Genomic DNA, 19,768 nt, shown 5'->3' with positions numbered 1-19,768 from the left:
ACTCCCGGATTCATCACTGGATGAGGATGTCCAGCTTTCCTTCGGCCACCGACGGATTCGACTTACGGAAGGCACCTGCAATTTCGTCCATGGACCCCACCTTCAGCGGCGTCAGGTCAGCCCCCTTGAGGTTCTGCGGCAGCGCCAGATCGCGCGCGCTCGCGTAACAGGCGATCTGCTCCCGCCCCGCCTGGTCGAACCTGATCTTGAACGGCGAGTTCTCGGGCGGCAGGGTCAGCGACTTGTTGGCCTTGACGAACGGATCGGGGCTGAAGCGATTCGGATAGATGCGGGCAATCGCCCCCGAGACGTCGCGGTAGTAGCAGTAAAGGACGCCGTCAGCGGTCAGTTGCACGCGCGCCTGCAGGAACTCCTGCGGACGATAGCTCGGGCGCTGGCCGCGATCGCTGTCGAGCTTGAGGGAAAGCGCCTGCGTCGCACCCGTTCCCGGCGCGGGCGCGACACTCGTCAGCGCCGCCGGCTTCGGCGTCGGATCGGCCGCCAGCGGCTGATCGGCATCGAGCAGGCTGTAGTACAGGTCGAAATTGACGCGGCCGTCGGCAACCAGACCGTTTTCCGCCTGGTAGCGCCCGACCGCCTCGGTCAGGTCGCGCGAAACGATTCCATTGACCGGCCCCGAGTAGGCGCCGAAGCCGGCGAGTTTGCGCTGCACCAGCTTGATGCGATCCTGCGGCGTCATGCCGTCGTACCATTCACGCGCCTGCTCGATCATCACCGGATTGGTCTTGTCGATCTCCAGGCACTTCCAGTATGGGGTCCCGGTCAGCTTGCCGACCAGTTCGATCATGCCGAGCTCGACCAGCGCGCGTACGCCGGCGCCGAGCCCCTCCGACTTGTTCAAGGACATGTTGAAGGCAAAACCGGCTTTGCCGATCTTGCCGCCGAGGTCGGCCGACTTGCCGGCACGCGAGATGACCAGGGAATTGCTCGCATTGACGCCGGGAAGGATCATGCGCGTGGTCGTCTCGCCGATGTTGAGATCCATGGCGACGATCGAGGAAACCTGATCCTTGCTGACGCCGACGTCGAGGAAGGGCAAGGCGAGCCCGCCGCCTGCCTGGGCGTCGATCGCGTTCTCGTCGAGTTGCGTGATCGCCCCGCGGATGTAGTAGTTCGGCAGCTTGTGGTTGAAGGCACCGGCTGCCTGGATATCCTGGAACAGCGCCAGCAGGTCGTTGCGCTCGGTGTCGTAGTCGATGAAGGTCAGCGCCCGACTCTTGATCGACATCTTCGACGCGGCCGAAATCAGCATTTCCTTGGTTCCGGTCTGCACCTTGCCCGTCGAATCGGGGATGCCGGCCGTGGTGATGACGATGTCGCGCTTGCCGTAGGCCAGCAGGAGGTCATCCATGCAGCGCAGTGCCGGGGTGAAATTGCTGACCGTCTTGCTGACCGGCGTCTTCACCGCCGCAGCGACGGTTGCCGTCTCGGGTTTCGGCGCGTCGGTCACGCACCCCGCCAGCATGGTCGCGACACACATCCCGGCAAGCAGACGCCTCGGTTCCCTGATCGGACGGATGGCCATCTTGAGCTCCTTTGCAAAATTACAGGTCGCTCGGCTCGGAGGCGTCGGAGCGCCTTGCGGATCGGTGAAAAACTTCTTGAGTTCATCTTGACACACGATATCTGCGCGCGCAAGATATAACCAAAGTAAGTACAAAGAGTCGCCTAAGGCAGTCCTGCATCTGCCGCAAGAAAAGCGATTCCCGGCGCTTACGTTCCGCCGAGACAGCTTGCGGCGCCTGCAGTCCGCAGCGACAGTTGTTGTTCCGCGACGTCCCCTGGGCATCGCAACATCACTGAGGAGCCGGACCATGAAATCCTGCGCCATCACTGCCACCCTCGCCAGCCTGCTCGGGCTGACCTTGTTCGCGTCGGTGCCCGCCGCACTGGCCCAGAGCGAAGGCGGCGTCATCCGCGGCAACACCAAGATCAACGTCAGCGCGGGCAACGTCAACACCATTGCCACCGGCAGCAACAACACGGCCAAGACCAGCATCGGCAGTGTCAAGGGCAACAGCCGCGAGAACACCAACATCACGGTCGACGTCAAGAACGTCTCCAACGTGGTCAGCGGTCGCGGCAAGAAGGGTTGCGTGAACATCGGCACCAAGGGCGCCGACCCCGACTGCAACTGATCCTTCGCGGAGGAAATCATGCGCACACCAACCGCCACCCCGCTGCTCAAGGGCCTGATCACCGCTCTCGTCGCAGCAGGCATGCTCGCCTCAACGCACGCGCTGGCAGAACTCAACAAGGGCAGCCACCTCAACACCTCGGGCCAGGGCAAGGTCAACAAGGCGCTGGCGCGTGGCTACATGCAGAGCGGCAACACCGACGGCTACACGCGTCAGCAGCAGCAGTCGCAGGTCAACATCGGCAGCAAGAGGGCCGGAACCTGCACGATGAACGTGGGCACCACGAAGCCTGGCGAAAAAGCCCCCAAGGAGGTGATCGTCACCTCCAAGGAAATCATCAACGTCTGCAAGTGAGAGAATCATGAACAAGATCAGCCTTCAGACCGGTCTGGCCGGCGCGCTTATACTGATGTCGGGTTTCGCCTGGTCGGGCGACGTGAAGTTGTACGACAAGGCGCCGAGCGTCGAGGAATTGCAGCGCCAGCTCACCGGTGGCGATGGCGGCGAAGTCAGGAAACCGAGGACGCGCGCGATCGTCTTCGGGGACTCGACCCCGGCCGAGAGCGAAGCACCGGCCGCGCAGCCCGCAGCCGCTGCACCACGCCCGCAGGCCCGGCCGCAGACGGCACAAACCGCACAGCCTGCTGAATCCTATTCGCCGCCGCCCGCGCCAGCCCCCGCACCGGCGCAGGCGAGCGATCGCGCCATTGCCTTCCCGATCAACTTCAGCGTCAATAGTTCGAACATCCTGCCCGAATCGGTGCCCTTCCTCGAGTCGATCGCCGGACTGATGCAGAAGGATACGAGCATGCGCCTGATCGTCGAGGGCCATACCGACAAGTCCGGTCCCGCCGCGCGCAACGCCGTGCTGTCGCGCGAACGCGCCTATTCCGTGACCAATTACCTGATCGACCATTACCGGATCGACCCGATGCGCCTCATGCCGGTCGGCAAGGGTTTCAGCGAACCCCTGCCCGGCATGGAGCCAACCAATCCGAAAAACCGCCGGGTGCAATTCCGCATCGGCGGTTGAGCGGAGCAGCGAGCAGCCAGCATTCATCCGGATGCCTGCTCTTCCATCAATGTTCAGGAGGTCTGAATCATGCGTAAGTCTCTTCTCGTCATCGCGCTGATGACCGCTTCTTCCTTTGCTCTGGCTCAGCAATATGGCGGGGCTGGCGGCGGCGCCGGAACTCCGGGCGCCGGTGCCAGTGGCGGCGGTAGCGGCTATCAAGCGGCCACCGGCGGCGTCAACATCCAGGGCAACACGGCGATCAACGCCAATGCCGAAAACGTGAACGCTGTCGCCGTCGGCCAAGGCAACACGGCCAAGAACGCCGTCGGTTCGATCAAGGCGGGGACCAACATCCAGGGCAACACGGCGATCAACGCCAACGCCCGTAACGTCAATGCCGTCGCCGTCGGCCAGGGCAACAAGGCAACCAACGACGTCGGCACCATCGGCGGTCGTTGATGTCCCGGCGGAGGAAACCCGGCGTACGAGCGCCGGGCTCCCTCCGCCCACAGACGGAATGGCAGACCATGCGAACACTCTTGTCGCTTGCGCTTCTCACCCTGACTGCCGGCACGGTCCTCGCGCAGGATGAGGATGCGGTGCAGCGCTCGAGCAGTCCACGCGGCGTCCAGATTCAGGGAGAAACCCAGGTGAATGCGGGCGCCCTGAACATGGGGGCGGTGGCTGCCGGCGATGACAGTGCAGCCCACAACGCGGTTGGTTCGCTCAGGGACAATGTCCAGATTCAGGGCACGACCCGCGTCAATGTGAACGCCCAGAAGGTGAACTCGCTGGCGGTCGGCAACAAGAACTCTGCCGGCAACGACGTCGGTGGCATCGGCGGCAAGTGAGCCGGCATCGATCACTTCTCGACCAATCGGAGGTAAAAATGCGCGCATCTTTCATCGTGGCGCTGGCCCTTGCTGCATCGTCATCGATCGCCCTCGCCCAACAGTCGGGTGGTGCCGGCGGTGTTGCCGGCGCGGGCGGTGCCGCCGTCGGCGGCTACAGCGGCGGCAGCCAGGCCGCCAATCCCGGCGGGGTCAATATCCAGGGTAACACGGCGATCAATGCCAACGCGCAGAACGTGAACGCGGTCGCCGTCGGCCAGGGCAATACCGCGAAGAACGCAGTCGGCTCGATCAAGGGTGGAACCCAGATCCAGGGCAACACCGCGATCAACGCCAACGCCCGCAACGTGAATGCCGTCGCCGTCGGCAGGGGCAACAAGGCGACCAACGACGTCGGCACCATCGGCGGCAACTGAGACCGCCTTGCAGCGATTCACGCCCGGAGGATCCCCTTCCTCCGGGATTCGCTGAGGAGTTCAGGCGGCCGGAACTTCCCACGCCGCCAGATATTCCCGCCAATGGGCCTTGTCTAGGCGCGCGAGCGAACTGCGCACGAAGGCGACTTCCTGTTCGTATTCCTCGCGCGAGAGTTCGCCGCGCATCAGGCGGAAACGGGTCGTCACCAGGTAGGTGTTGACCACGTCGGTCTCGCAGTAGTCACGGATTTCGGCGATCTGGCCCGCGCACCACGCTTCCCAGACCTTGCTTCCGTCCATGCCGAGTTTGCCGGGAAAGCCGATCAGCTTGGCCAGGTCGTCGAGCGGGGCGCTGGCGCGCGGCTGATACATCGCCAAGAGATCCATCAGGTCGAGATGGCGCATGTGGTAACGGCTGATGTAGTTGTTCCACTTGAAGTCGCGGCTGTCGGCGTAGTCACCGTCGCCGAGATCCCAGTAGCGCGGCGCGCTGACGCCGTGGATCAGGCCGCGGTAGTGCAGCACCGGCAGGTCGAAGCCGCCGCCGTTCCAGGAGACGATCTGCGGCGTGAACTTCTCGATGCCGTCGAAGAAGCGCTGGATGATCTCGCCCTCGCGTTGCTCGGGTTCTGCCAGGGACCAGACGCGGAGATCCCGTCCGGCACGCAGGACGCAGGAGATGACGACGACGCGCTGCAGGTGCAGCGGCAGGAAGTCGGTACCGTTCTGTACCCGCCGCTGCTGGAAGGCCAGTTCGGCAACCTCGCTGTCCGACAAGCTGTCGTCGAGGCCGTGCAGGCGGCGCAAGCCGGCGACGTCGGGAATCGTTTCGATGTCGAAAACGAGCATCGGCTTCATGGTGGCATGATCTTTCAGGCGGGGAAAACGCCGGTGGACAGGTAGCGGTCGCCGCGGTCGCAGACGATGCTGACGATGGTCGCGTTCTCGACTTCGGCGGCGATGCGCAGGGCGACGGCGAGCGCGCCGCCCGAGGAGACGCCGGCGAAGATGCCTTCCTCGCGCGCCAGTCGCCGCGTCATTTCCTCCGCCGTTCCCTGGCTCACCGACTCGATGCGGTCGACGCGCGAACGATCGAAGATCTTCGGCAGGTAGGCTTCGGGCCACTTGCGGATCCCCGGGATCTGCGAACCGTCCTCGGGCTGGCAGCCGACGATGGTGATCGCGGGATTCACCTCCTTCAGGTAGCGCGAGACACCCATGATCGTCCCGGTCGTCCCCATGCTGCTGACGAAGTGCGTGACGCGCCCTTCGGTCTGCTGCCAGATCTCGGGGCCGGTGCCCTCGTAATGCGCGAGCGGATTGTCGGGGTTGGCGAACTGGTCGAGGATGACACCCTTGCGCTCGTCGCGCAGGCGGACGGCGACGTCGCGCGCGAGTTCCATGCCGCCCTCGCGCGGCGTCAGCACCAGTTCGGCGCCGTAGGCGCGCATCGTCTGCCGGCGCTCGACGCTCTGGTTCTCGGGCATCACCAGCACCATGCGGTAGCCGCGCATCGCCGCCGCCATCGCCAGCGCGATGCCGGTATTGCCCGAGGTCGCCTCGATCAGCGTGTCGCCGGGACGGATGTCGCCGCGCGTCTCGGCGCGGACGATCATCGACAACGCCGGCCGGTCCTTGACCGATCCCGCGGGATTGTCGCCCTCCAGCTTGGCCAGGATGACGTTGCCCCGCGCCGCGATCGCTGCGCCGGGCAGGCGCTGCAGGCGAACGAGGGGCGTTGCGCCGACGCAGTCGGAGAGCGTCGCGTAGTTTGTCGCACTCATCGCACTCATAACATTCGCCTCAGACATGCTGGTGCAGCCACTCGACGTACCTGCCGACGCCCTCTTCGACGGTCAGGAAAGGCGCCTCGTAACCGGCCGCGCGCAGCCGCGTCTGGTCGGCCTGAGTGAAGCTCTGGTACTTGCCCTTGAGCGCTTCGGGGAATGGCACGTACTCGATCAAGCCGCGTTCGACCAGTTCGGCAAGCGGCAGCGGCGCCTCGCCGGCCAGTTCGCGCTGCTTGTTGACCCCGGCCACGGCGACGTCGTTGAAGCTCTGCGCGCGCCCGGTGCCGAGGTTATAGATGCCCGACTTGCGCTCGCGATCGAGGAACCACAGGTTCACCGCGACGATATCGTCGACGTGAATGAAGTCGCGCTGCTGCCCGCCGTTGGCGTAGCCGTCGCAGCCCTCGAACAGGCGGACCTTGCCGTCGGCACGGAACTGGTTGAAGTGATGGAAGGCGACCGAAGCCATCCGCCCCTTGTGGCTCTCGCGCGGACCATAGACGTTGAAGTAACGGAAACCGACCACCTGCGACGAGGCTTCCGGCAGGCGGCGGCGAACGATCTGGTCGAACAGGAACTTCGAGTAGCCATAGACGTTGAGCGGCGACTCGCAGCCGCGCTCCTCGCGGAAGACACCGCCGCCGCCGTAGGTCGCCGCGGACGACGCGTAGAGCAACTGCACCTCCTGGTCGAGGCACCAGTCGAGCAGGGTCAGCGAGTAGCGGTAGTTGTTCTCCATCATGTAATGGCCGTCGCTCTCCATGGTGTCGGAGCAGGCGCCCTGGTGCAGGATCGCGTCGACCTCGCCGTCGAAATCGCCGGCCTGCACGCGCTCGATGAATTCGTGCTTGTCGAGATAATCGGCGATCTCGCAATCGACGAGGTTCTTGAACTTCTCGGCACGCTTCAGGTTGTCGACGGCGATGATGTTCTTGTTGCCGCGCTGGTTGAGCGCACGGACGAGGTTGGAACCAATGAAGCCGGCGGCGCCGGTGACGATCGTGTACATGGGGAATCCTCAGTTCTGCGTGGCGTCGAGCGCGGCGCCGAGTTGGGCATCCAGCTCGGCGCGCGCAACGGTGGCGGTACCCAGCTTGCCGACGACGATGCCGGCGGCGACGTTGGCGACATGGATCGCGTCGGCCCAGCCGGCGCCACAGGCGAGCATCGCGGCCAACGTGGCGACGACGGTGTCGCCGGCGCCCGAGACATCATAGACCTCGCGCGCAAGCGCGCCTTGGTGGATGGCGCCACCGGCGTGGAAGAGGCTCATCCCCTCCTCGCTGCGCGTCACCAGCAGCGCCTCGAGGTCGAGTTCGCGGCGCAGCATCTCGGCGCGGTGGCGGAGGTCTTCATCGTCCTGCCAGCGGCCGACCACCTCGCGCAGTTCGCCGCGGTTCGGCGTGATCACGGTGGCGCCTGCGTAGCGCGAGTAATCGTCGCCCTTCGGGTCGACGATCACCTTCTTGCCGGCAGCGCGCGCCAGCCGGATCATCTCGCCGATATGCACGAGCCCGCCCTTGCCGTAGTCGGAGAGCGCGACCACGTCGCAGTCGGGCAGGCGCTTCTGGAACTCGGCGAGCTTGGCGAGCAGGCTCTCGTGCGAGGGGACCGTCTCGAAATCGATGCGCAGGAGTTGCTGCTGGCGGCCGATCACGCGCAGCTTGACGGTCGTGCTGATCGCCGGATCGACGTGCAGGTTGGCGTCGATGTGGCCCTCGTGCATCAGCCGCGCCAGCGTCCGCCCCGGCTCGTCGTCGCCGACGACCGAGAGCAGGCCGACCTGCGCGCCGAGCGCCGCGGCGTTGCGCGCGACGTTGGCCGCACCGCCCGGGCGCTCCTCGCTGCGTTCGACCTTGACCACCGGCACCGGCGCTTCAGGCGAGATGCGCGAAACCTCGCCGAACCAGTAGCGGTCGAGCATCACGTCGCCGACCACGAGCACGCGCGCGGCGGAAAAGTCGGGGGCGCGCATCAGAGGCGTCCGATCGCGTGGTACTCGATGCCGCAACTGCGCGGGAGCTTCGGCTCGTACAGGTTGCGCCCGTCGAAGATCAGCGGCTGTTTCAGGCGCGCCTTGACCACTTCGAAGTCGGGGCTACGGAATTCCTTCCACTCGGTGACGATGATCAGGGCGTCGGCACCGTCGAGTGCAGCGAGCGGGCTGTCGGCGAAGGCAAGCCGCGTCTCGCCGGCGAAGATGCGCTGCGCCTCGTGCATCGCGACAGGGTCGTAGGCGGTGACCGTCGCGCCGGCGGCGAACAGGTCGGCGATCAGCTGCCGGCTCGGCGCCTCGCGCATGTCGTCGGTGTTCGGCTTGAAGGCAAGCCCCCAGACGGCAAAGCGACGGCCGGAAAGATCGGCGCCGAAGCGCGCATGCACCTTGGCGGTGAGCACGCGCTTCTGCGCGTCGTTGGCTTCCTCGACTGCATTGAGGACCTTCAACTCGATGCCGGCGTCGAGACGCGCGGTGCGCTGCAGCGCTTGGACGTCCTTCGGGAAGCAGGACCCGCCGTAGCCGCAGCCGGGATAAAGGAAGTGGTAGCCGATGCGCGGGTCGGAACCGATCCCCTGACGCACCATCTCGATGTCGGCGCCCAGCTTCTCGGCCAGGTTGGCCAGCTCGTTCATGAAGCTGATGCGGGTGGCGAGCATCGCGTTGGCCGCGTACTTGGTCAGTTCGGCCGAGCGCACGTCCATGATGATCAGGCGCTCGTGGTTGCGCTGGAACGGTGCGTAGAGCGCGCGCATCAGCTCGATCGCGCGCGCCTCGTCGGCACCGACGACGATGCGGTCGGGACGCATGAAGTCCTCGACCGCGGCGCCTTCCTTGAGGAACTCGGGGTTGGAGACGACCGAGAAGTCGGGCGCGACACCGCGCTGGGCGAGTTCCTCGGCGATCGCTGCGCGCACCTTGTCGGCGGTGCCGACGGGGACCGTGGACTTGTCGACGATGACCTTGTAGCCGTCCATGTGGCGACCGATCGCGCGCGCGGCAGCGGTCACGTACTTGAGGTCGGCCGAGCCGTCCTCGTCAGGCGGCGTGCCGACCGCGATGAACTGGATGGTGCCGTGCGCGACCGATTCGGCGACATCGGTGGTGAAGTGCAGGCGGCCGGCAGCGACGTTACGGCGGACCATGTCGAGCAGGCCCGGCTCGAAGATCGGGATGCCGCCTTCCTTGAGGATGCGGATCTTTTCCGGGTCGACGTCGAAACAGAGGACGTCGTTGCCGACTTCGGCGAGACAGGCGCCGCTCACCAGGCCAACGTAGCCGGTGCCAACAACGGTAACTTTCAAGATAGCTCCCTAGGGGGTCAGGTCGAATTCTTCGCTGCGCTTCGGCGGGTAGGTTTCCCAGCCACCGCAGGCCGGACAGCGCCAGTAGAACTGGCGCGCCTTGAACCCGCAATTATCGCACCGATAGCGCGCCAGACGGCGCGTGTAGCCGTGCACGATGCTCTTGGCAAGATCGAGGTCGGGGCGCATCTCGGGCGAAGCGACCAGCAGGCGTGCCTCAATCAGCTTGTCGAAGCCGAGCAGCGTCGGGTTGCGCTTGAGTTCGTCACGCACCAGCCGGTACGCGGCTTCGGGACCGTCGCCCTCGAGCACCAGCTGGAAGACGACGTCGAGGAGATCGAGCGAGGGGTAGTGTTCCAGGTAGCCGCGCAGGAGTTGCAGGCCCTCGTCGCGACGCTCGAGGCGGCGGTAGGCATCGAGCAGACGCTGCGCGACCAGCGCCAGGTACATCGGATCCTGCTGCTCGATGCGCTGCCACCAGTCGATCGCTGCAGCGTCGTCGCCCGCCTGCATTTCCAGGTCGCCGTGGAGCAGGCTCGCGCGCACGCACTTGCGGTTCTTCTCCAGCGCCATCTGCAGGTGTTCGCGCGCGAGATGGCGTTGCGAGCGAATCATCTCGGCGGCGGCCAGCTCGCAGTAGTACTCGGCGATTTCCTTCTGCGAGGCGACGTCGGGCAGTTCGGCTGCGATCGCGATCGCCTTCTCCCAGTCGCGCTCCAGCTGGTAGATCTCGAGCAGGTTGCGCTTGGCCGCGTCGTCCTCGGCGGTGCCACGCAGTTTGTTGAAGATGTCCTCGGCGCGGTCGAGCAGACCGGCCTTGAGGAAATCCTGGCCGAGTTCGGCGAGCGCCTGCAGCTTGAGTTCCTGCGGCAGGTCCTCGCGATCGACCAGGTTCTGGTGCATGCGGATCGCGCGCTCGGTCTCGCCACGACGGCGGAACAGCGCGCCCAGCGCGAAGTGCAGCTCGACCGTCTGCGGGTCCACCCTGACCGCATCGACGAAGGCCTCCACCGCCCGGTCGGGCTGTTCGTTGAGGAGGAAATTGAGCCCCTGAAAATAGGAACGCGGCAGCTCGCGCGATTCCTTGATCAGGTGACGGATGTCGATGCGCGCCGCGGCCCAGCCGAGCGCGAAGAACAGCGGAAACAGCAGGAGCTGCCAGTATTCGAATTCGATCATTGGGCTGAAGTCAGATGGGCATGCCGTTGCAGGCGCGGCGGGCTGCGCGTCCCGCTGCGACGGCGTGCGGAGAGCATGGCAACGTCGGCCAGCACGCACGAAAAAGGGGCAGCAACTTGCGTCACTGCCCCCGAATCTACCACAGCCGAGCGTGGCTCAGAGCACCTCAGAGCGTGTCGTCGACGCGCTCGCGTAGCTCCTTGCCGGCCTTGAAGTGAGGAACCCATTTTTCGGGAACGTTCACCTTGTCGCCGGACTTTGGATTGCGACCGATGCGTGGCGGACGGTAGTTCAGCGCGAAGCTGCCGAAGCCACGGATCTCGATGCGATCCCCTTGCGCAAGCGCTTCGGACATCGCATCAAGAATCACCTTGACGGCAAAATCGGCATCCTTCGCCACCAGCTGCGGAAACCGCTCGGCCAGTTGCGCGATCAGCTCGGACTTGGTCATGCCACTCGCCTTACTGGTTCAGCTTGGCCTTCAGCAGCGCGCCGAGGTTGGTCGTACCGGCAGTGGCACCGCTTTCCGCAGCGAACTTCTGCATGGCTTCATGCTGCTCGGCCTGGTCCTTGGCCTTGATCGACAGGTTGATCGAACGCGACTTGCGGTCGACGTTGATGATCATCGCTTCGATCTCGTCGCCTTCCTTGTAGACGCTGCGCAGGTCGTCGATGCGATCGCGCGAGGCTTCGGAAGCACGCAGGTAGCCGTCCATGTCGCCGGCCAGCGTCACCACGGCGCCACGGGCGTCAACCGACTTGATCGTGCCGCGAACGATGGTGTTCTTCTCGTGCGTCGCGATGAAGTTGGTGTAGGGGTCGCCTTCGAGCTGCTTGATGCCGAGCGAGATACGCTCCTTGTCGGTGTCGATTGCCAGCACCACGGCCTCGACTTCGTCGCCCTTCTTGAAGTTGCGGATCGCTTCTTCGCCGGGGATCGACCACGACAGGTCGGACAGGTGCACCAGGCCGTCGATGCCGCCGGGCAGGCCGATGAAGACGCCGAAGTCGGTGATGGACTTGATCGCGCCGCGGACCTTGTCGCCCTTCTTGTGGTTCATCGAGAAATCGTCCCACGGATTGGCAGCGCACTGCTTCATGCCGAGGGAGATACGACGACGGTCTTCGTCGATCTCGAGGATCATGACTTCGACTTCGTCGCCGAGCTGGACGACCTTCGACGGATGGACGTTCTTGTTGGTCCAGTCCATCTCGGAGACGTGCACCAGGCCTTCGATGCCCTGTTCGATTTCGACGAACGCGCCGTAGTCGGTCAGGTTGGTGACCTTGCCGAACAGGCGGGTGCCTTGCGGGTAACGACGCGAGATGCCGACCCACGGATCTTCGCCGAGTTGCTTGAGACCCAGCGAGACGCGGTTCTTCTCCTGGTCGAACTTGAGGATCTTGGCTTGCACTTCGTCGCCGACGGCCAGCACTTCGGACGGGTGACGGACACGGCGCCAGGCCAGGTCGGTGATGTGCAGGAGGCCGTCGATGCCGCCGAGGTCAACGAATGCACCGTAGTCGGTGATGTTCTTGACCACGCCCTTGACGATGCTGCCTTCCTTGAGGTTGGCGAGCAGCGCTTCGCGTTCTTCGCCGACGGTCGCTTCGAGCACCGCACGACGCGAGACGACGACGTTGTTGCGCTTGCGGTCGAGCTTGATGACCTTGAATTCGAAGGTCTTGCCTTCGTACGGGGTGGTGTCCTTGACCGGACGCATGTCGACCAGCGATCCGGGCAGGAAGGCGCGCACGCCGTGGGTCATGACGGTGAGACCGCCCTTGACCTTGCCGGTGATGGTGCCGGCGACCAGGGAGCCGTCGTTCAATGCCTGCTCCAGCGCGTTCCAGGCGGCGACACGCTTGGCGCGGTCGCGCGACAGACGCGTCTCACCGAAACCGTTTTCGAGTTGCTCGATGGCAACCTGGACGAAGTCACCGGCGGCAACTTCGAGTTCGCCCTGATCGTTCAGGAATTCTTCGACGTCGATGTAGCTTTCCGACTTCAGACCGGCATTGACGACGACAAAGTTCTGGTCGACGCGGACGACTTCGGCAGTGATGACTTCACCTTGGCGCATTTCCTGGCGCTGGAGGCTTTCTTCGAAAAGCGCGGCGAAGCTTTCTTGCATGGAGAGATTGGCAGACATGTGGATGAGGGACCTGACCGCACGATGGCGGGTTGGGTTGAACACGATCGCCCTCCTCGACGCCAGGCGAGAACACCGGCCTGAAACGAAGCGCGCCGGACTGTCCGGCTTCGTCTTGCGCGAAGCACGGCAGAACGGCGCGTCGGAAGGACGACACCAGGAAGCGGACGCGCGGCGAATGCGTCCGGAACTACCGCGGAAACCTGGATGCCGCCCGGTGAAACGAAAGACCCGCGGTCAATCCTGATCGATCGACAGCGTCGGGCGCGCCCACGCCAGCACCTGCGCCACCGCCGCCTCGATCGAGAGATCGGTGGTGTCGAGCAGACGGGCGTCCGCGCTTTGCTGGAGCGGCGCAACGCTGCGACTGCGGTCGCGTTCGTCGCGTTCGCGCATCTCCTGCAAAAGAGGCGTGAGTTTAGCAGCGATTCCTTTGCTGATCAACTGCTTATGGCGGCGGTCAGCGCGCGCCTCGACGCTGGCCGTGAGGAAGACCTTGGTCGCCGCGTCGGGGAAGACGACCGAGGCCATGTCGCGGCCATCGGCGACGAGGCCGGGCGCGCGGCGGAAGGCGCGCTGGCGGAACAGCAGTGCCGAACGCACCGCCGGCAGCGCAGCCACCTGCGAGGCGCCCGAGGAGATTTCCTCGCTGCGGATCGCCTCACCGACTTCCTCGCCCGCGAGCAGGATCGAGTCGACGCCGAAGACGACGTCGAGCCCGGCAGCGATCGCCGCGACGCCCGCCTCGTCGTCCCAGGCGACCCCGGCGCGCTGCGCAGCCAGTGCCGTCAGCCGGTAGAGCGCACCCGAGTCGAGATAATTCCAGCCGAGCGCCGCCGCCACGCGCGCAGCGACCGTCCCCTTGCCGGAGGCGGACGGGCCGTCGATGTCGATCACCGGTACCGCTTCGGTCAGCGTCGCCAGGCGTTCGAAGTAATCGGGAAAGGTCTTGGCGACGCAGCCCGGATCGTTGATGCGCACCGGGACACCGACCGCAGCGAGCGAGAAACACATCGCGATGCGGTGATCGTCGTAGGTGTCGATGGTCGCCGGACGCAGGCCGCCCGGTGCGGGCGGCTCGATGCGCAGCCAGTCGGCGCCCTCCTCGACCCGGGCGCCGAACTTGGCGACCTCGGTTGCCATCGCGCGCAGGCGGTCGGTCTCCTTGACGCGCCAGCTGCCGATGTTGCGCAGGATCGTCGGCCCTTCGGCGAACAGCGCCAGCGGCACCAGCGTCATAGCCGCGTCGGGGATGTGGTTGCAGTCGAGATCGATGCCGCGCAGCCGCCCTTCTGCCGGCGGCGCTGCCTCGATCCAGTTCGCCCCGAGCGTGATGCGCGCGCCCATCGCCACCAGCGCATCGGCAAAACGGACGTCGCCCTGGACCGAATCGCTGCCGACGCCCTCGACGCGAATCGCCCTGCCGCCCGGCATTCCCAGGGCCCCGAGCGCGAGGAAGTACGAGGCGGCGGAGGCGTCGCCCTCGACATGGACGAGGCCCGGCGAGCGGTAGGCCGCCGCCGGAACGACGAAACGCGCCTTGCCGTCGGCCGCGGGAACAACGCCGAAGCGTCCCATCGTGGCCAGGGTGATGTCGATGTAAGGCCGGGAAATCAGCTCGCCGAGCACCTCGACCGTGGCGCCGCCGGCCTGCGGCAGCGCCATCAGCAGGCCGCTCAGGAACTGGCTGGAGACGTCGCCACGAACACGGATGAGCCGCCCGGAACCATCCGCGGCAAGACCTCGCGCCGGTCCGATCGCCAGCGGCGGATAGCCCTCGTTGCCGAGATAGCGGATGTCGGCGCCGGCCTGGCGCAGCGCGTCGACGAGATCGCCGATCGGCCGCTCGTGCATGCGCGGCGTTCCGCGAAGGACGTAGTTGCCGCCGGCAAAGGCCAGCGCCGCGGTCAGCGGACGAAAGGCCGTCCCGGCATTGCCGAGGAAGAGATCGGCCTCGCGCACCGGGAAGACACCGCCGACGCCGTGCACGCGCAACGCGGCCGGCTCGCCCGCCGCGGCCGCTTCCTCTTCGATGCGCACGCCGAGCGTCTTCAGCGCGTCGAGCATGCGCGCGGTGTCGTCGGAAGCGAGCAGGTCGCGCACTTCGGTGACGCCGTCGGCGAGCGCGGCGAGCAGCAGCACGCGGTTGGAAATGCTCTTCGAACCGGGCAGGCGCACGACCCCGCGCGCTTCCCGCCATTGCGGCAGATCGATGAAATCCATCAGCAGAAACTCCTGGTTCGCTTGCAGTATCGGGATGTTGGGGTCTGGGCGAAAAAATGCGCGGGGATGAAGCACATTTGCAGCCCCGCGCAACGGCTCGTCATCGCGAGCCCGTAGGGCGTGGCGATCCAGTGCGTAGGGCTCGCTTCGGGTCGCACGGCGACAAGCGGCAAGACCGCGGAAATAGAAGAACGAACTGGATTGCCACGGCGCTGCGCGCCTCGCAATGACCGGATCGATGCGAATCGGCGGCGGTGCGTGGCGGCGGTCGTGACTCGCCCTGCCCTTGCGCATGAAGCAGCCGCATGCACAAGCGCCGCTTCGCGCCTGCCGGCGCTCCTACGACGGGGTCTTGCGCCGCGCCTGTCGAATCGTCCCGTACGGGCATGTGTGATGGTCTGGGCCGGACTCGCCATGATCCTTGGGTGCGCGCTGAGCGGGAGCGTGACTTCAGCTTTGCTGCCAGGCACGGCGGGCGGACCGCGCGACCGCGAAGACCTGCTGCAGGCGCTCGCCGTCACCGCTGGCGAGCGCGACGCGCAAGTCGTCGAGTTCGGCGCGATAGCGGTCGAGTTCGACGAGCAGCGCCTCGTGGTTGGCAAGACAGATGTCGCGCCACATCTCCGGATGACTCGCGGCGATGCGCGTGAAGTCGCGGAAACCGCTGGCGGCGTAAGTGAAGAAGGTGTCGCGCTCGTCGCGCAGGGCGAGGTCGTGAACCAGCGCGAAGGAAAGCAGGTGCGGCAGGTGGCTGACCGCGGCGAAGACCTCGTCGTGGCGCTGCGGGCTCAGTTCGCGCACCTCGGCGCCACAAGCGACCCAGGCCGCGCGCACCCGGTCCACGGCGGCGACCGGGTTCTCGGCGAGCGGCGTGAGGACGACCTTGCGCCCGCGGTAGAGATCGACGCGGGCGGCGGCGGCGCCGCTGTTCTCGGCACCGGCGATCGGATGCGCGGGAACGAACTGGCCGATGCGCTCGCCGAGCGCCGCGCGCGCGGCAGCGACGACGTCGCTCTTGGTGCTGCCGGCGTCGGTGACGATGGTGCGCGGGCCGAGACCGGGCGCGATCCGCGCCAGGATGTCGCCGGTCGCACCGACCGGGGCGGCGACCAGGACGAGGTCGGCGTCGCCGACTTCCAGAGCCGGGTCGATGCCGATGCGGTCGATGATGCCGAGCGCCAGCGCCTCGTTCAGCGAGTCCGCGCTGCGCCCGAAGCCGACCACCTCGGCGACGTCGGCCGCCGCCTTCAGGGCCAGCGCAAACGAGCCGCCGATCAGGCCGACGCCGAAGATCAGGATCTTGCCGAAGGCCGGCCGGGCCGCCTCGCCTCTGCTCACGGCCGCGGCCTCGGGCACGGGAGGAGCGCCAGCGCTCACGGCAGGGCGGACGCCAGTGCGGAGAGGAAGCGCTCGTTGTCGGCCTCGCGGCCGATCGTCACGCGCAGCCACTCGGGCATGCCGTAGCCGGCGATCGGACGGACGATCACCCCCTGCTTGAGCAGGCGCTGGTTGACACCCGCGCCGTCACCGACGTGGAAGGTCACGAAGTTGCCGTGCGAGGGGATGTGGCGCAGCCCGAGGCGCTTCAGGCCGGCGACGATCTGCTCCATGCCGGCGTGGTTGACGGCATAGCTCTCGGCGAGGAAGGTGTGGTCGGTCAGCGCCGCGGCAGCTCCGGCGAGCGCCAGGTTGTTGCAGTTGAACGGCTGCCGGACACGGTTCATCAGATCGGCGACGCCAGCCTCGGCGACGCCGTAGCCGACGCGCAGGCCGGCGAGACCGTAGATCTTGGAGAAGGTCCGGGTGACGATCAGGTTGGGGAAATCCCTGACCCAGGCGACGGTATCGACGCGCTCGGCCGGCGCCAGGTACTCGGTGTAGGCCTCGTCGAGGACGACGGCGACGTCGCCGGGCAGCGCGCGCAGGAAAGCGAGCAAGGCCGGCGCCGGCAGGAAGGTGCCGGTCGGGTTGTTCGGGTTGGCGATCCATACCACGCGCGTGTCGGGCCGAACGGCAGCCAGCATCGCGTCGAGGTCATGGCCGAACTCCTTCGCCGGCACGGCAATCAGCTCGGCGCCGGCGGAGAGCGAGGCGAGCGGATAGACGGCGAAAGCGTGCTGCGAGAAGACCGCGGACGTTCCCGGCGTCAGGAAGACGCGGGCGACGAGGTCGAGCACGTCGTTCGAGCCGTTGCCGATGACGAGGTGCTCCATGCCGACGCCGTGATGTCCGGCCAGCGCCGACTTCAGTTCGAAATCGTCGGGATAGCGTTCGAGCGAAGCGATCTCGCGCTCGACCGCGGCACGCGCCTTCGGGCTCATGCCGAGCGGGTTCTCGTTCGAGGCGAGCTTGACGATGCGCTCGACCGGAATTCCCATCTCGCGGGCGAGTTGGGTGATCGGCTTGCCCGGCTGATAGGGCGAGATGGCGCGCACGTGCGCGGGAGAGAGATCGAAGAGGGAGGCGGAAGATTTGGCGGACATGGTTCTCGGGTTCGATGGAGGGCGTCAGAAGACGGCGACGGGGTAGGAGCCGAGCGTCTTCAGGTAGGCGGCACGGCGGCTGAGCTCTTCGAGCGCGGCACGGACGTTGGCGTCGTCGTGGTGCCCTTCGAGATCGACGAAGAAGACGTATTCCCAGAGCGTGTGGCGCGAAGGACGCGACTCCAGTCGCGTCATCGAGACGCCGTGCTCGGAGAAAGGCGCGAGGAGGTACGACAGCGAGCCGGTGCGGTTCGGTGCCGACATCACCAGGGACGTCTTGTCGCGTCCGGAGCGGCCGGCGTCGTGACGGCCGAGGACGACGAAACGCGTCGTGTTGTTCGGCTCGTCCTCGATGCTGGCGGCGAGCTTGGGCAGGTCGTAGCGCTCGCCGGCCGCGTCGCCGGCGATGGCCGCCGCATCGGGTTCAGAGGCGGCCAGCTGCGCCGCCTGTGCGTTGCTGCCGACCGGCACGCGCTGCGCGCCCGGCAGCGTGCGGTTCAGCCACTCGTGGCACTGTGCCAGCGACTGTGCGTGCGAATAGACGCGCTTGATCTCGCCGAGCGAGGTCGCCTTGGTGAGCAGATGCTGGTGGATGCGCAGCACGACCTCGCCGCAGACCTTGAGCGGCGTCGTCAGCAGCAGGTCGAGCGTGCGGCCGATCGCGCCCTCGGTCGAATTCTCGATCGGAACGACGGCGAAATCGGCGTGGTTGGCCTCGACCTCGCGAAAGACGTCGTCGATCGAGATCTGCGGCAGCAGGCGCGCGGCGTGGCCGAAGTGGCGCACCGCAGCACTCTCGGAGAAGGTGCCGAGCGGCCCGAGGAAGGCGACCGAGAGCGGCTGCTCCAGCGACAGGCAGATCGACATCACCTGCCGGAACAGCCAGGTGACATTGTCGTTGGCCAGTGGTCCCGGATTGGCCTCCTGCAGGCGGCGCAGGATCTGCGCCTCGCGCTCGGGGCGATAGACGAAGCCAGCTTCGCCGTGCTGCGCCTTGATCTCGCCGACGCGCTGCGCGCAGCGTGCGCGCTCGTTGAGGAGATGCAGAAGTTGGTCGTCGATCGCGTCGATCTCGGCGCGCACGACGCCGATTGCCTTGCCCAGTTCCTCGCTCATCAGTGCCGCCTCGCGAACTCGTTCATGAACTCGACCAGCGCCTGCACGCCGGAGAGCGGCAGCGCGTTGTAGATCGAAGCGCGCATGCCGCCGAAGGACTTGTGCCCCTTGAGGCCGACGAGGCCGGCCTGCTGGCTCTCGGCGAGGAAGGCCGCATCGAGCGCAGGGTCGGCCAGCGTGAACGGGACGTTCATGCGCGAGCGACAGGCCGGATCGACCGGGTTGCGGTAGAAGCCGCCCGAGTTGTCGATGCAGGCGTAGAGCAGCGCCGCCTTCTCGGCATTGACGCGGTCGATCGCGGCCAGGCCGCCCTCGGCCTTGAGCCACTGGAAGACGAGGCCGGCGGCGTAGATGGGGAAGGTCGGGGGCGTGTTCAGCATCGAGCCATTGGCGGCCTGCACCGCGTAGTCCATCACCGTCGGTATAGACGCAGGCGCATGGCCGACGAGGTCGTCGCGAACGATGACCAGGGTCAATCCCGCCGGGCCGACGTTCTTCTGCGCGCCGCCGTAGATCATGCCGTAGCGACTGACATCGACCGGCCGAGACAGGAGATGCGAGCTCATGTCGGCCACCAGCGGCGCCGCGCCGGGCAGCACGGGATCGGCGAGATACTCGACGCCGTGGATCGTCTCGTTGGTGCACAGGTGCACATAGGCGGCGGCCGCGTCGAAGTCGTGGGCCTTCGGCAGGTTCAGGAAGCCCTCGGCCTCGGTCGACGCGGCGCAGCGCACGGCGCCGAAGCGCTTCGCCTCGGCAAAGGCCTTCTTCGACCAGGCGCCGGTGACGATGTAGTCTGCCGAACGTCCGGCACCGAGCAGGTTCATGGGAATCTGCGCAAACTGCTGGGTCGCGCCGCCCTGCAGGAAGAGCACCCGGTAGTTCGCCGGAATATTGAGCAGCTCACGCAGGTCGGCCTCGGCCGCCTCGATGATCGAGGTGAACTGCTTGCCGCGATGGCTCATCTCCATCACGCCCATGCCTGCCCCGTGCCAGTCGAGCAACTCGTCACGAATCCGCTCGAGCACGGGCAGGGGCAGGGTCGCCGGCCCGGCACTGAAGTTCCAAACGCGCGCCATCTTC

20 protein-coding genes are annotated in these 19,768 nt (G+C 66.4%); 6 read left to right on the top strand and 14 right to left on the bottom strand.

Features of this window, described 5'->3' with window-relative positions:
• Positions 1-13: 13 nt before the first annotated feature.
• Positions 14-1,546: a DUF4384 domain-containing protein gene (locus tag CCR84_RS15380; protein WP_201214162.1), complete on the bottom strand. Its 1,533-nt coding sequence runs from the start codon at positions 1,544-1,546 to the stop codon at positions 14-16.
• Positions 1,547-1,835: 289 nt separating this feature from the next.
• Here CCR84_RS15380 and CCR84_RS15375 point away from each other — a divergent pair, with 289 nt between their 5' ends.
• The 6 genes from CCR84_RS15375 to CCR84_RS15350 all read left to right on the top strand — a co-directional run bounded on the left by CCR84_RS15375 (position 1,836) and on the right by CCR84_RS15350 (position 4,441).
• Positions 1,836-2,159 carry a hypothetical protein gene (locus CCR84_RS15375; RefSeq protein ID WP_201214160.1) on the top strand — a complete coding sequence of 108 codons (324 nt, stop codon included), beginning with the start codon at positions 1,836-1,838 and terminating at the stop codon, positions 2,157-2,159.
• A gap of 18 nt (positions 2,160-2,177) precedes the next feature.
• Positions 2,178-2,513 carry a hypothetical protein gene (locus tag CCR84_RS15370; protein WP_201214158.1) on the top strand — a complete coding sequence of 112 codons (336 nt, stop codon included), beginning with the start codon at positions 2,178-2,180 and terminating at the stop codon, positions 2,511-2,513.
• A 7-nt stretch (positions 2,514-2,520) separates the two neighbouring features.
• The gene (locus CCR84_RS15365) at positions 2,521-3,192 is read left to right on the top strand and encodes an OmpA family protein (RefSeq protein ID WP_201214156.1); all 672 of its coding nucleotides are present in this window, start codon (positions 2,521-2,523) and stop codon (positions 3,190-3,192) included.
• A 69-nt stretch (positions 3,193-3,261) separates the two neighbouring features.
• Positions 3,262-3,633, top strand: coding sequence for a hypothetical protein (locus tag CCR84_RS15360; RefSeq protein WP_201214154.1), 372 nt, complete (start codon positions 3,262-3,264; stop codon positions 3,631-3,633).
• An 80-nt stretch (positions 3,634-3,713) separates the two neighbouring features.
• Positions 3,714-4,025 carry a hypothetical protein gene (locus CCR84_RS15355; RefSeq protein ID WP_207186304.1) on the top strand — a complete coding sequence of 104 codons (312 nt, stop codon included), beginning with the start codon at positions 3,714-3,716 and terminating at the stop codon, positions 4,023-4,025.
• A gap of 38 nt (positions 4,026-4,063) precedes the next feature.
• Positions 4,064-4,441, top strand: a complete 378-nt coding sequence (locus tag CCR84_RS15350; RefSeq protein ID WP_201214150.1) for a hypothetical protein — start codon at positions 4,064-4,066, stop codon at positions 4,439-4,441.
• A gap of 60 nt (positions 4,442-4,501) precedes the next feature.
• Here the strand turns inward: CCR84_RS15350 and CCR84_RS15345 are convergent, their stop codons facing one another.
• The 13 genes from CCR84_RS15345 to serC all read right to left on the bottom strand — a co-directional run bounded on the left by CCR84_RS15345 (position 4,502) and on the right by serC (position 19,764).
• Positions 4,502-5,299 (bottom strand): 3'-5' exonuclease, encoded by a 798-nt coding sequence (locus CCR84_RS15345; RefSeq protein ID WP_201214148.1) that lies wholly within the window; start codon positions 5,297-5,299, stop codon positions 4,502-4,504.
• Between the two features lie 14 nt (positions 5,300-5,313).
• Positions 5,314-6,225: a cysteine synthase CysM gene (gene cysM / locus CCR84_RS15340; RefSeq protein ID WP_201214146.1), complete on the bottom strand. Its 912-nt coding sequence runs from the start codon at positions 6,223-6,225 to the stop codon at positions 5,314-5,316.
• Between the two features lie 19 nt (positions 6,226-6,244).
• Positions 6,245-7,240 (bottom strand): ADP-glyceromanno-heptose 6-epimerase, encoded by a 996-nt coding sequence (gene rfaD / locus CCR84_RS15335; RefSeq protein ID WP_201214144.1) that lies wholly within the window; start codon positions 7,238-7,240, stop codon positions 6,245-6,247.
• A gap of 9 nt (positions 7,241-7,249) precedes the next feature.
• Positions 7,250-8,206, bottom strand: a complete 957-nt coding sequence (gene rfaE1 / locus CCR84_RS15330) for a D-glycero-beta-D-manno-heptose-7-phosphate kinase (protein ID WP_201214142.1) — start codon at positions 8,204-8,206, stop codon at positions 7,250-7,252.
• Complete coding sequence (locus CCR84_RS15325; RefSeq protein WP_201214135.1) at positions 8,206-9,531, bottom strand: UDP-glucose dehydrogenase family protein; 1,326 nt, start codon at positions 9,529-9,531, stop codon at positions 8,206-8,208. Before CCR84_RS15325 ends, rfaE1 begins: the two co-directional genes overlap by 1 nt.
• A 9-nt stretch (positions 9,532-9,540) precedes the next feature.
• The gene (gene lapB, locus CCR84_RS15320) at positions 9,541-10,707 is read right to left on the bottom strand and encodes a lipopolysaccharide assembly protein LapB (RefSeq protein WP_420825403.1); all 1,167 of its coding nucleotides are present in this window, start codon (positions 10,705-10,707) and stop codon (positions 9,541-9,543) included.
• 169 nt (positions 10,708-10,876) lie between these two features.
• Complete coding sequence (locus CCR84_RS15315) at positions 10,877-11,161, bottom strand: integration host factor subunit beta (protein WP_201214131.1); 285 nt, start codon at positions 11,159-11,161, stop codon at positions 10,877-10,879.
• A gap of 10 nt (positions 11,162-11,171) precedes the next feature.
• Positions 11,172-12,863 carry a 30S ribosomal protein S1 gene (gene rpsA / locus CCR84_RS15310; protein ID WP_201214445.1) on the bottom strand — a complete coding sequence of 564 codons (1,692 nt, stop codon included), beginning with the start codon at positions 12,861-12,863 and terminating at the stop codon, positions 11,172-11,174.
• 237 nt (positions 12,864-13,100) lie between these two features.
• Positions 13,101-15,086, bottom strand: coding sequence for a bifunctional 3-phosphoshikimate 1-carboxyvinyltransferase/cytidylate kinase (locus CCR84_RS15305; protein WP_201214129.1), 1,986 nt, complete (start codon positions 15,084-15,086; stop codon positions 13,101-13,103).
• A 450-nt stretch (positions 15,087-15,536) separates the two neighbouring features.
• Entirely contained in the window at positions 15,537-16,424 is an 888-nt protein-coding gene (locus tag CCR84_RS15300) for a prephenate dehydrogenase/arogenate dehydrogenase family protein (RefSeq protein WP_201214127.1), read from the bottom strand.
• A 35-nt stretch (positions 16,425-16,459) separates the two neighbouring features.
• On the bottom strand, positions 16,460-17,569 hold the full coding sequence (gene hisC, locus CCR84_RS15295; protein ID WP_201214125.1) for a histidinol-phosphate transaminase: 1,110 nt from the start codon (positions 17,567-17,569) through the stop codon (positions 16,460-16,462).
• 24 nt (positions 17,570-17,593) lie between these two features.
• On the bottom strand, positions 17,594-18,685 hold the full coding sequence (pheA, locus tag CCR84_RS15290; RefSeq protein ID WP_201214123.1) for a prephenate dehydratase: 1,092 nt from the start codon (positions 18,683-18,685) through the stop codon (positions 17,594-17,596).
• Positions 18,685-19,764: a 3-phosphoserine/phosphohydroxythreonine transaminase gene (serC, locus tag CCR84_RS15285; protein ID WP_201214121.1), complete on the bottom strand. Its 1,080-nt coding sequence runs from the start codon at positions 19,762-19,764 to the stop codon at positions 18,685-18,687. Before serC ends, pheA begins: the two co-directional genes overlap by 1 nt.
• Between the last annotated feature and the right edge of the window lie 4 nt (positions 19,765-19,768).

Origin of the sequence: Rhodocyclus purpureus (genome assembly GCF_016653115.1) — a bacterium.
Lineage (GTDB): Bacteria > Pseudomonadota > Gammaproteobacteria > Burkholderiales > Rhodocyclaceae > Rhodocyclus > Rhodocyclus purpureus.
Note: the sequence above shows the minus strand (reverse complement) of the source record. Positions and strands in the feature narration are given on the sequence as shown.

Excerpts from the sequence above, each read along its gene's own strand:
- CCR84_RS15375 (WP_201214160.1), top strand. The coding sequence starts at position 1,836 with ATGAAATCCTGCGCCATCACTGCCACCCTCGCCAGCCTGCTCGGGCTG.
- CCR84_RS15345 (WP_201214148.1), bottom strand. The coding sequence starts at position 5,299 with ATGAAGCCGATGCTCGTTTTCGACATCGAAACGATTCCCGACGTCGCC.
- CCR84_RS15305 (WP_201214129.1), bottom strand. The coding sequence starts at position 15,086 with ATGGATTTCATCGATCTGCCGCAATGGCGGGAAGCGCGCGGGGTCGTG.
- serC (WP_201214121.1), bottom strand. The coding sequence starts at position 19,764 with ATGGCGCGCGTTTGGAACTTCAGTGCCGGGCCGGCGACCCTGCCCCTG.
- CCR84_RS15315 (WP_201214131.1), bottom strand. The coding sequence starts at position 11,161 with ATGACCAAGTCCGAGCTGATCGCGCAACTGGCCGAGCGGTTTCCGCAG.
- CCR84_RS15380 (WP_201214162.1), bottom strand. The coding sequence starts at position 1,546 with ATGGCCATCCGTCCGATCAGGGAACCGAGGCGTCTGCTTGCCGGGATG.
- CCR84_RS15370 (WP_201214158.1), top strand. The coding sequence starts at position 2,178 with ATGCGCACACCAACCGCCACCCCGCTGCTCAAGGGCCTGATCACCGCT.
- rfaE1 (WP_201214142.1), bottom strand. The coding sequence starts at position 8,206 with ATGCGCGCCCCCGACTTTTCCGCCGCGCGCGTGCTCGTGGTCGGCGAC.
- rpsA (WP_201214445.1), bottom strand. The coding sequence starts at position 12,863 with ATGTCTGCCAATCTCTCCATGCAAGAAAGCTTCGCCGCGCTTTTCGAA.
- CCR84_RS15350 (WP_201214150.1), top strand. The coding sequence starts at position 4,064 with ATGCGCGCATCTTTCATCGTGGCGCTGGCCCTTGCTGCATCGTCATCG.
- cysM (WP_201214146.1), bottom strand. The coding sequence starts at position 6,225 with ATGAGTGCGACAAACTACGCGACGCTCTCCGACTGCGTCGGCGCAACG.
- CCR84_RS15365 (WP_201214156.1), top strand. The coding sequence starts at position 2,521 with ATGAACAAGATCAGCCTTCAGACCGGTCTGGCCGGCGCGCTTATACTG.
- CCR84_RS15360 (WP_201214154.1), top strand. The coding sequence starts at position 3,262 with ATGCGTAAGTCTCTTCTCGTCATCGCGCTGATGACCGCTTCTTCCTTT.
- rfaD (WP_201214144.1), bottom strand. The coding sequence starts at position 7,240 with ATGTACACGATCGTCACCGGCGCCGCCGGCTTCATTGGTTCCAACCTC.
- pheA (WP_201214123.1), bottom strand. The coding sequence starts at position 18,685 with ATGAGCGAGGAACTGGGCAAGGCAATCGGCGTCGTGCGCGCCGAGATC.
- hisC (WP_201214125.1), bottom strand. The coding sequence starts at position 17,569 with ATGTCCGCCAAATCTTCCGCCTCCCTCTTCGATCTCTCTCCCGCGCAC.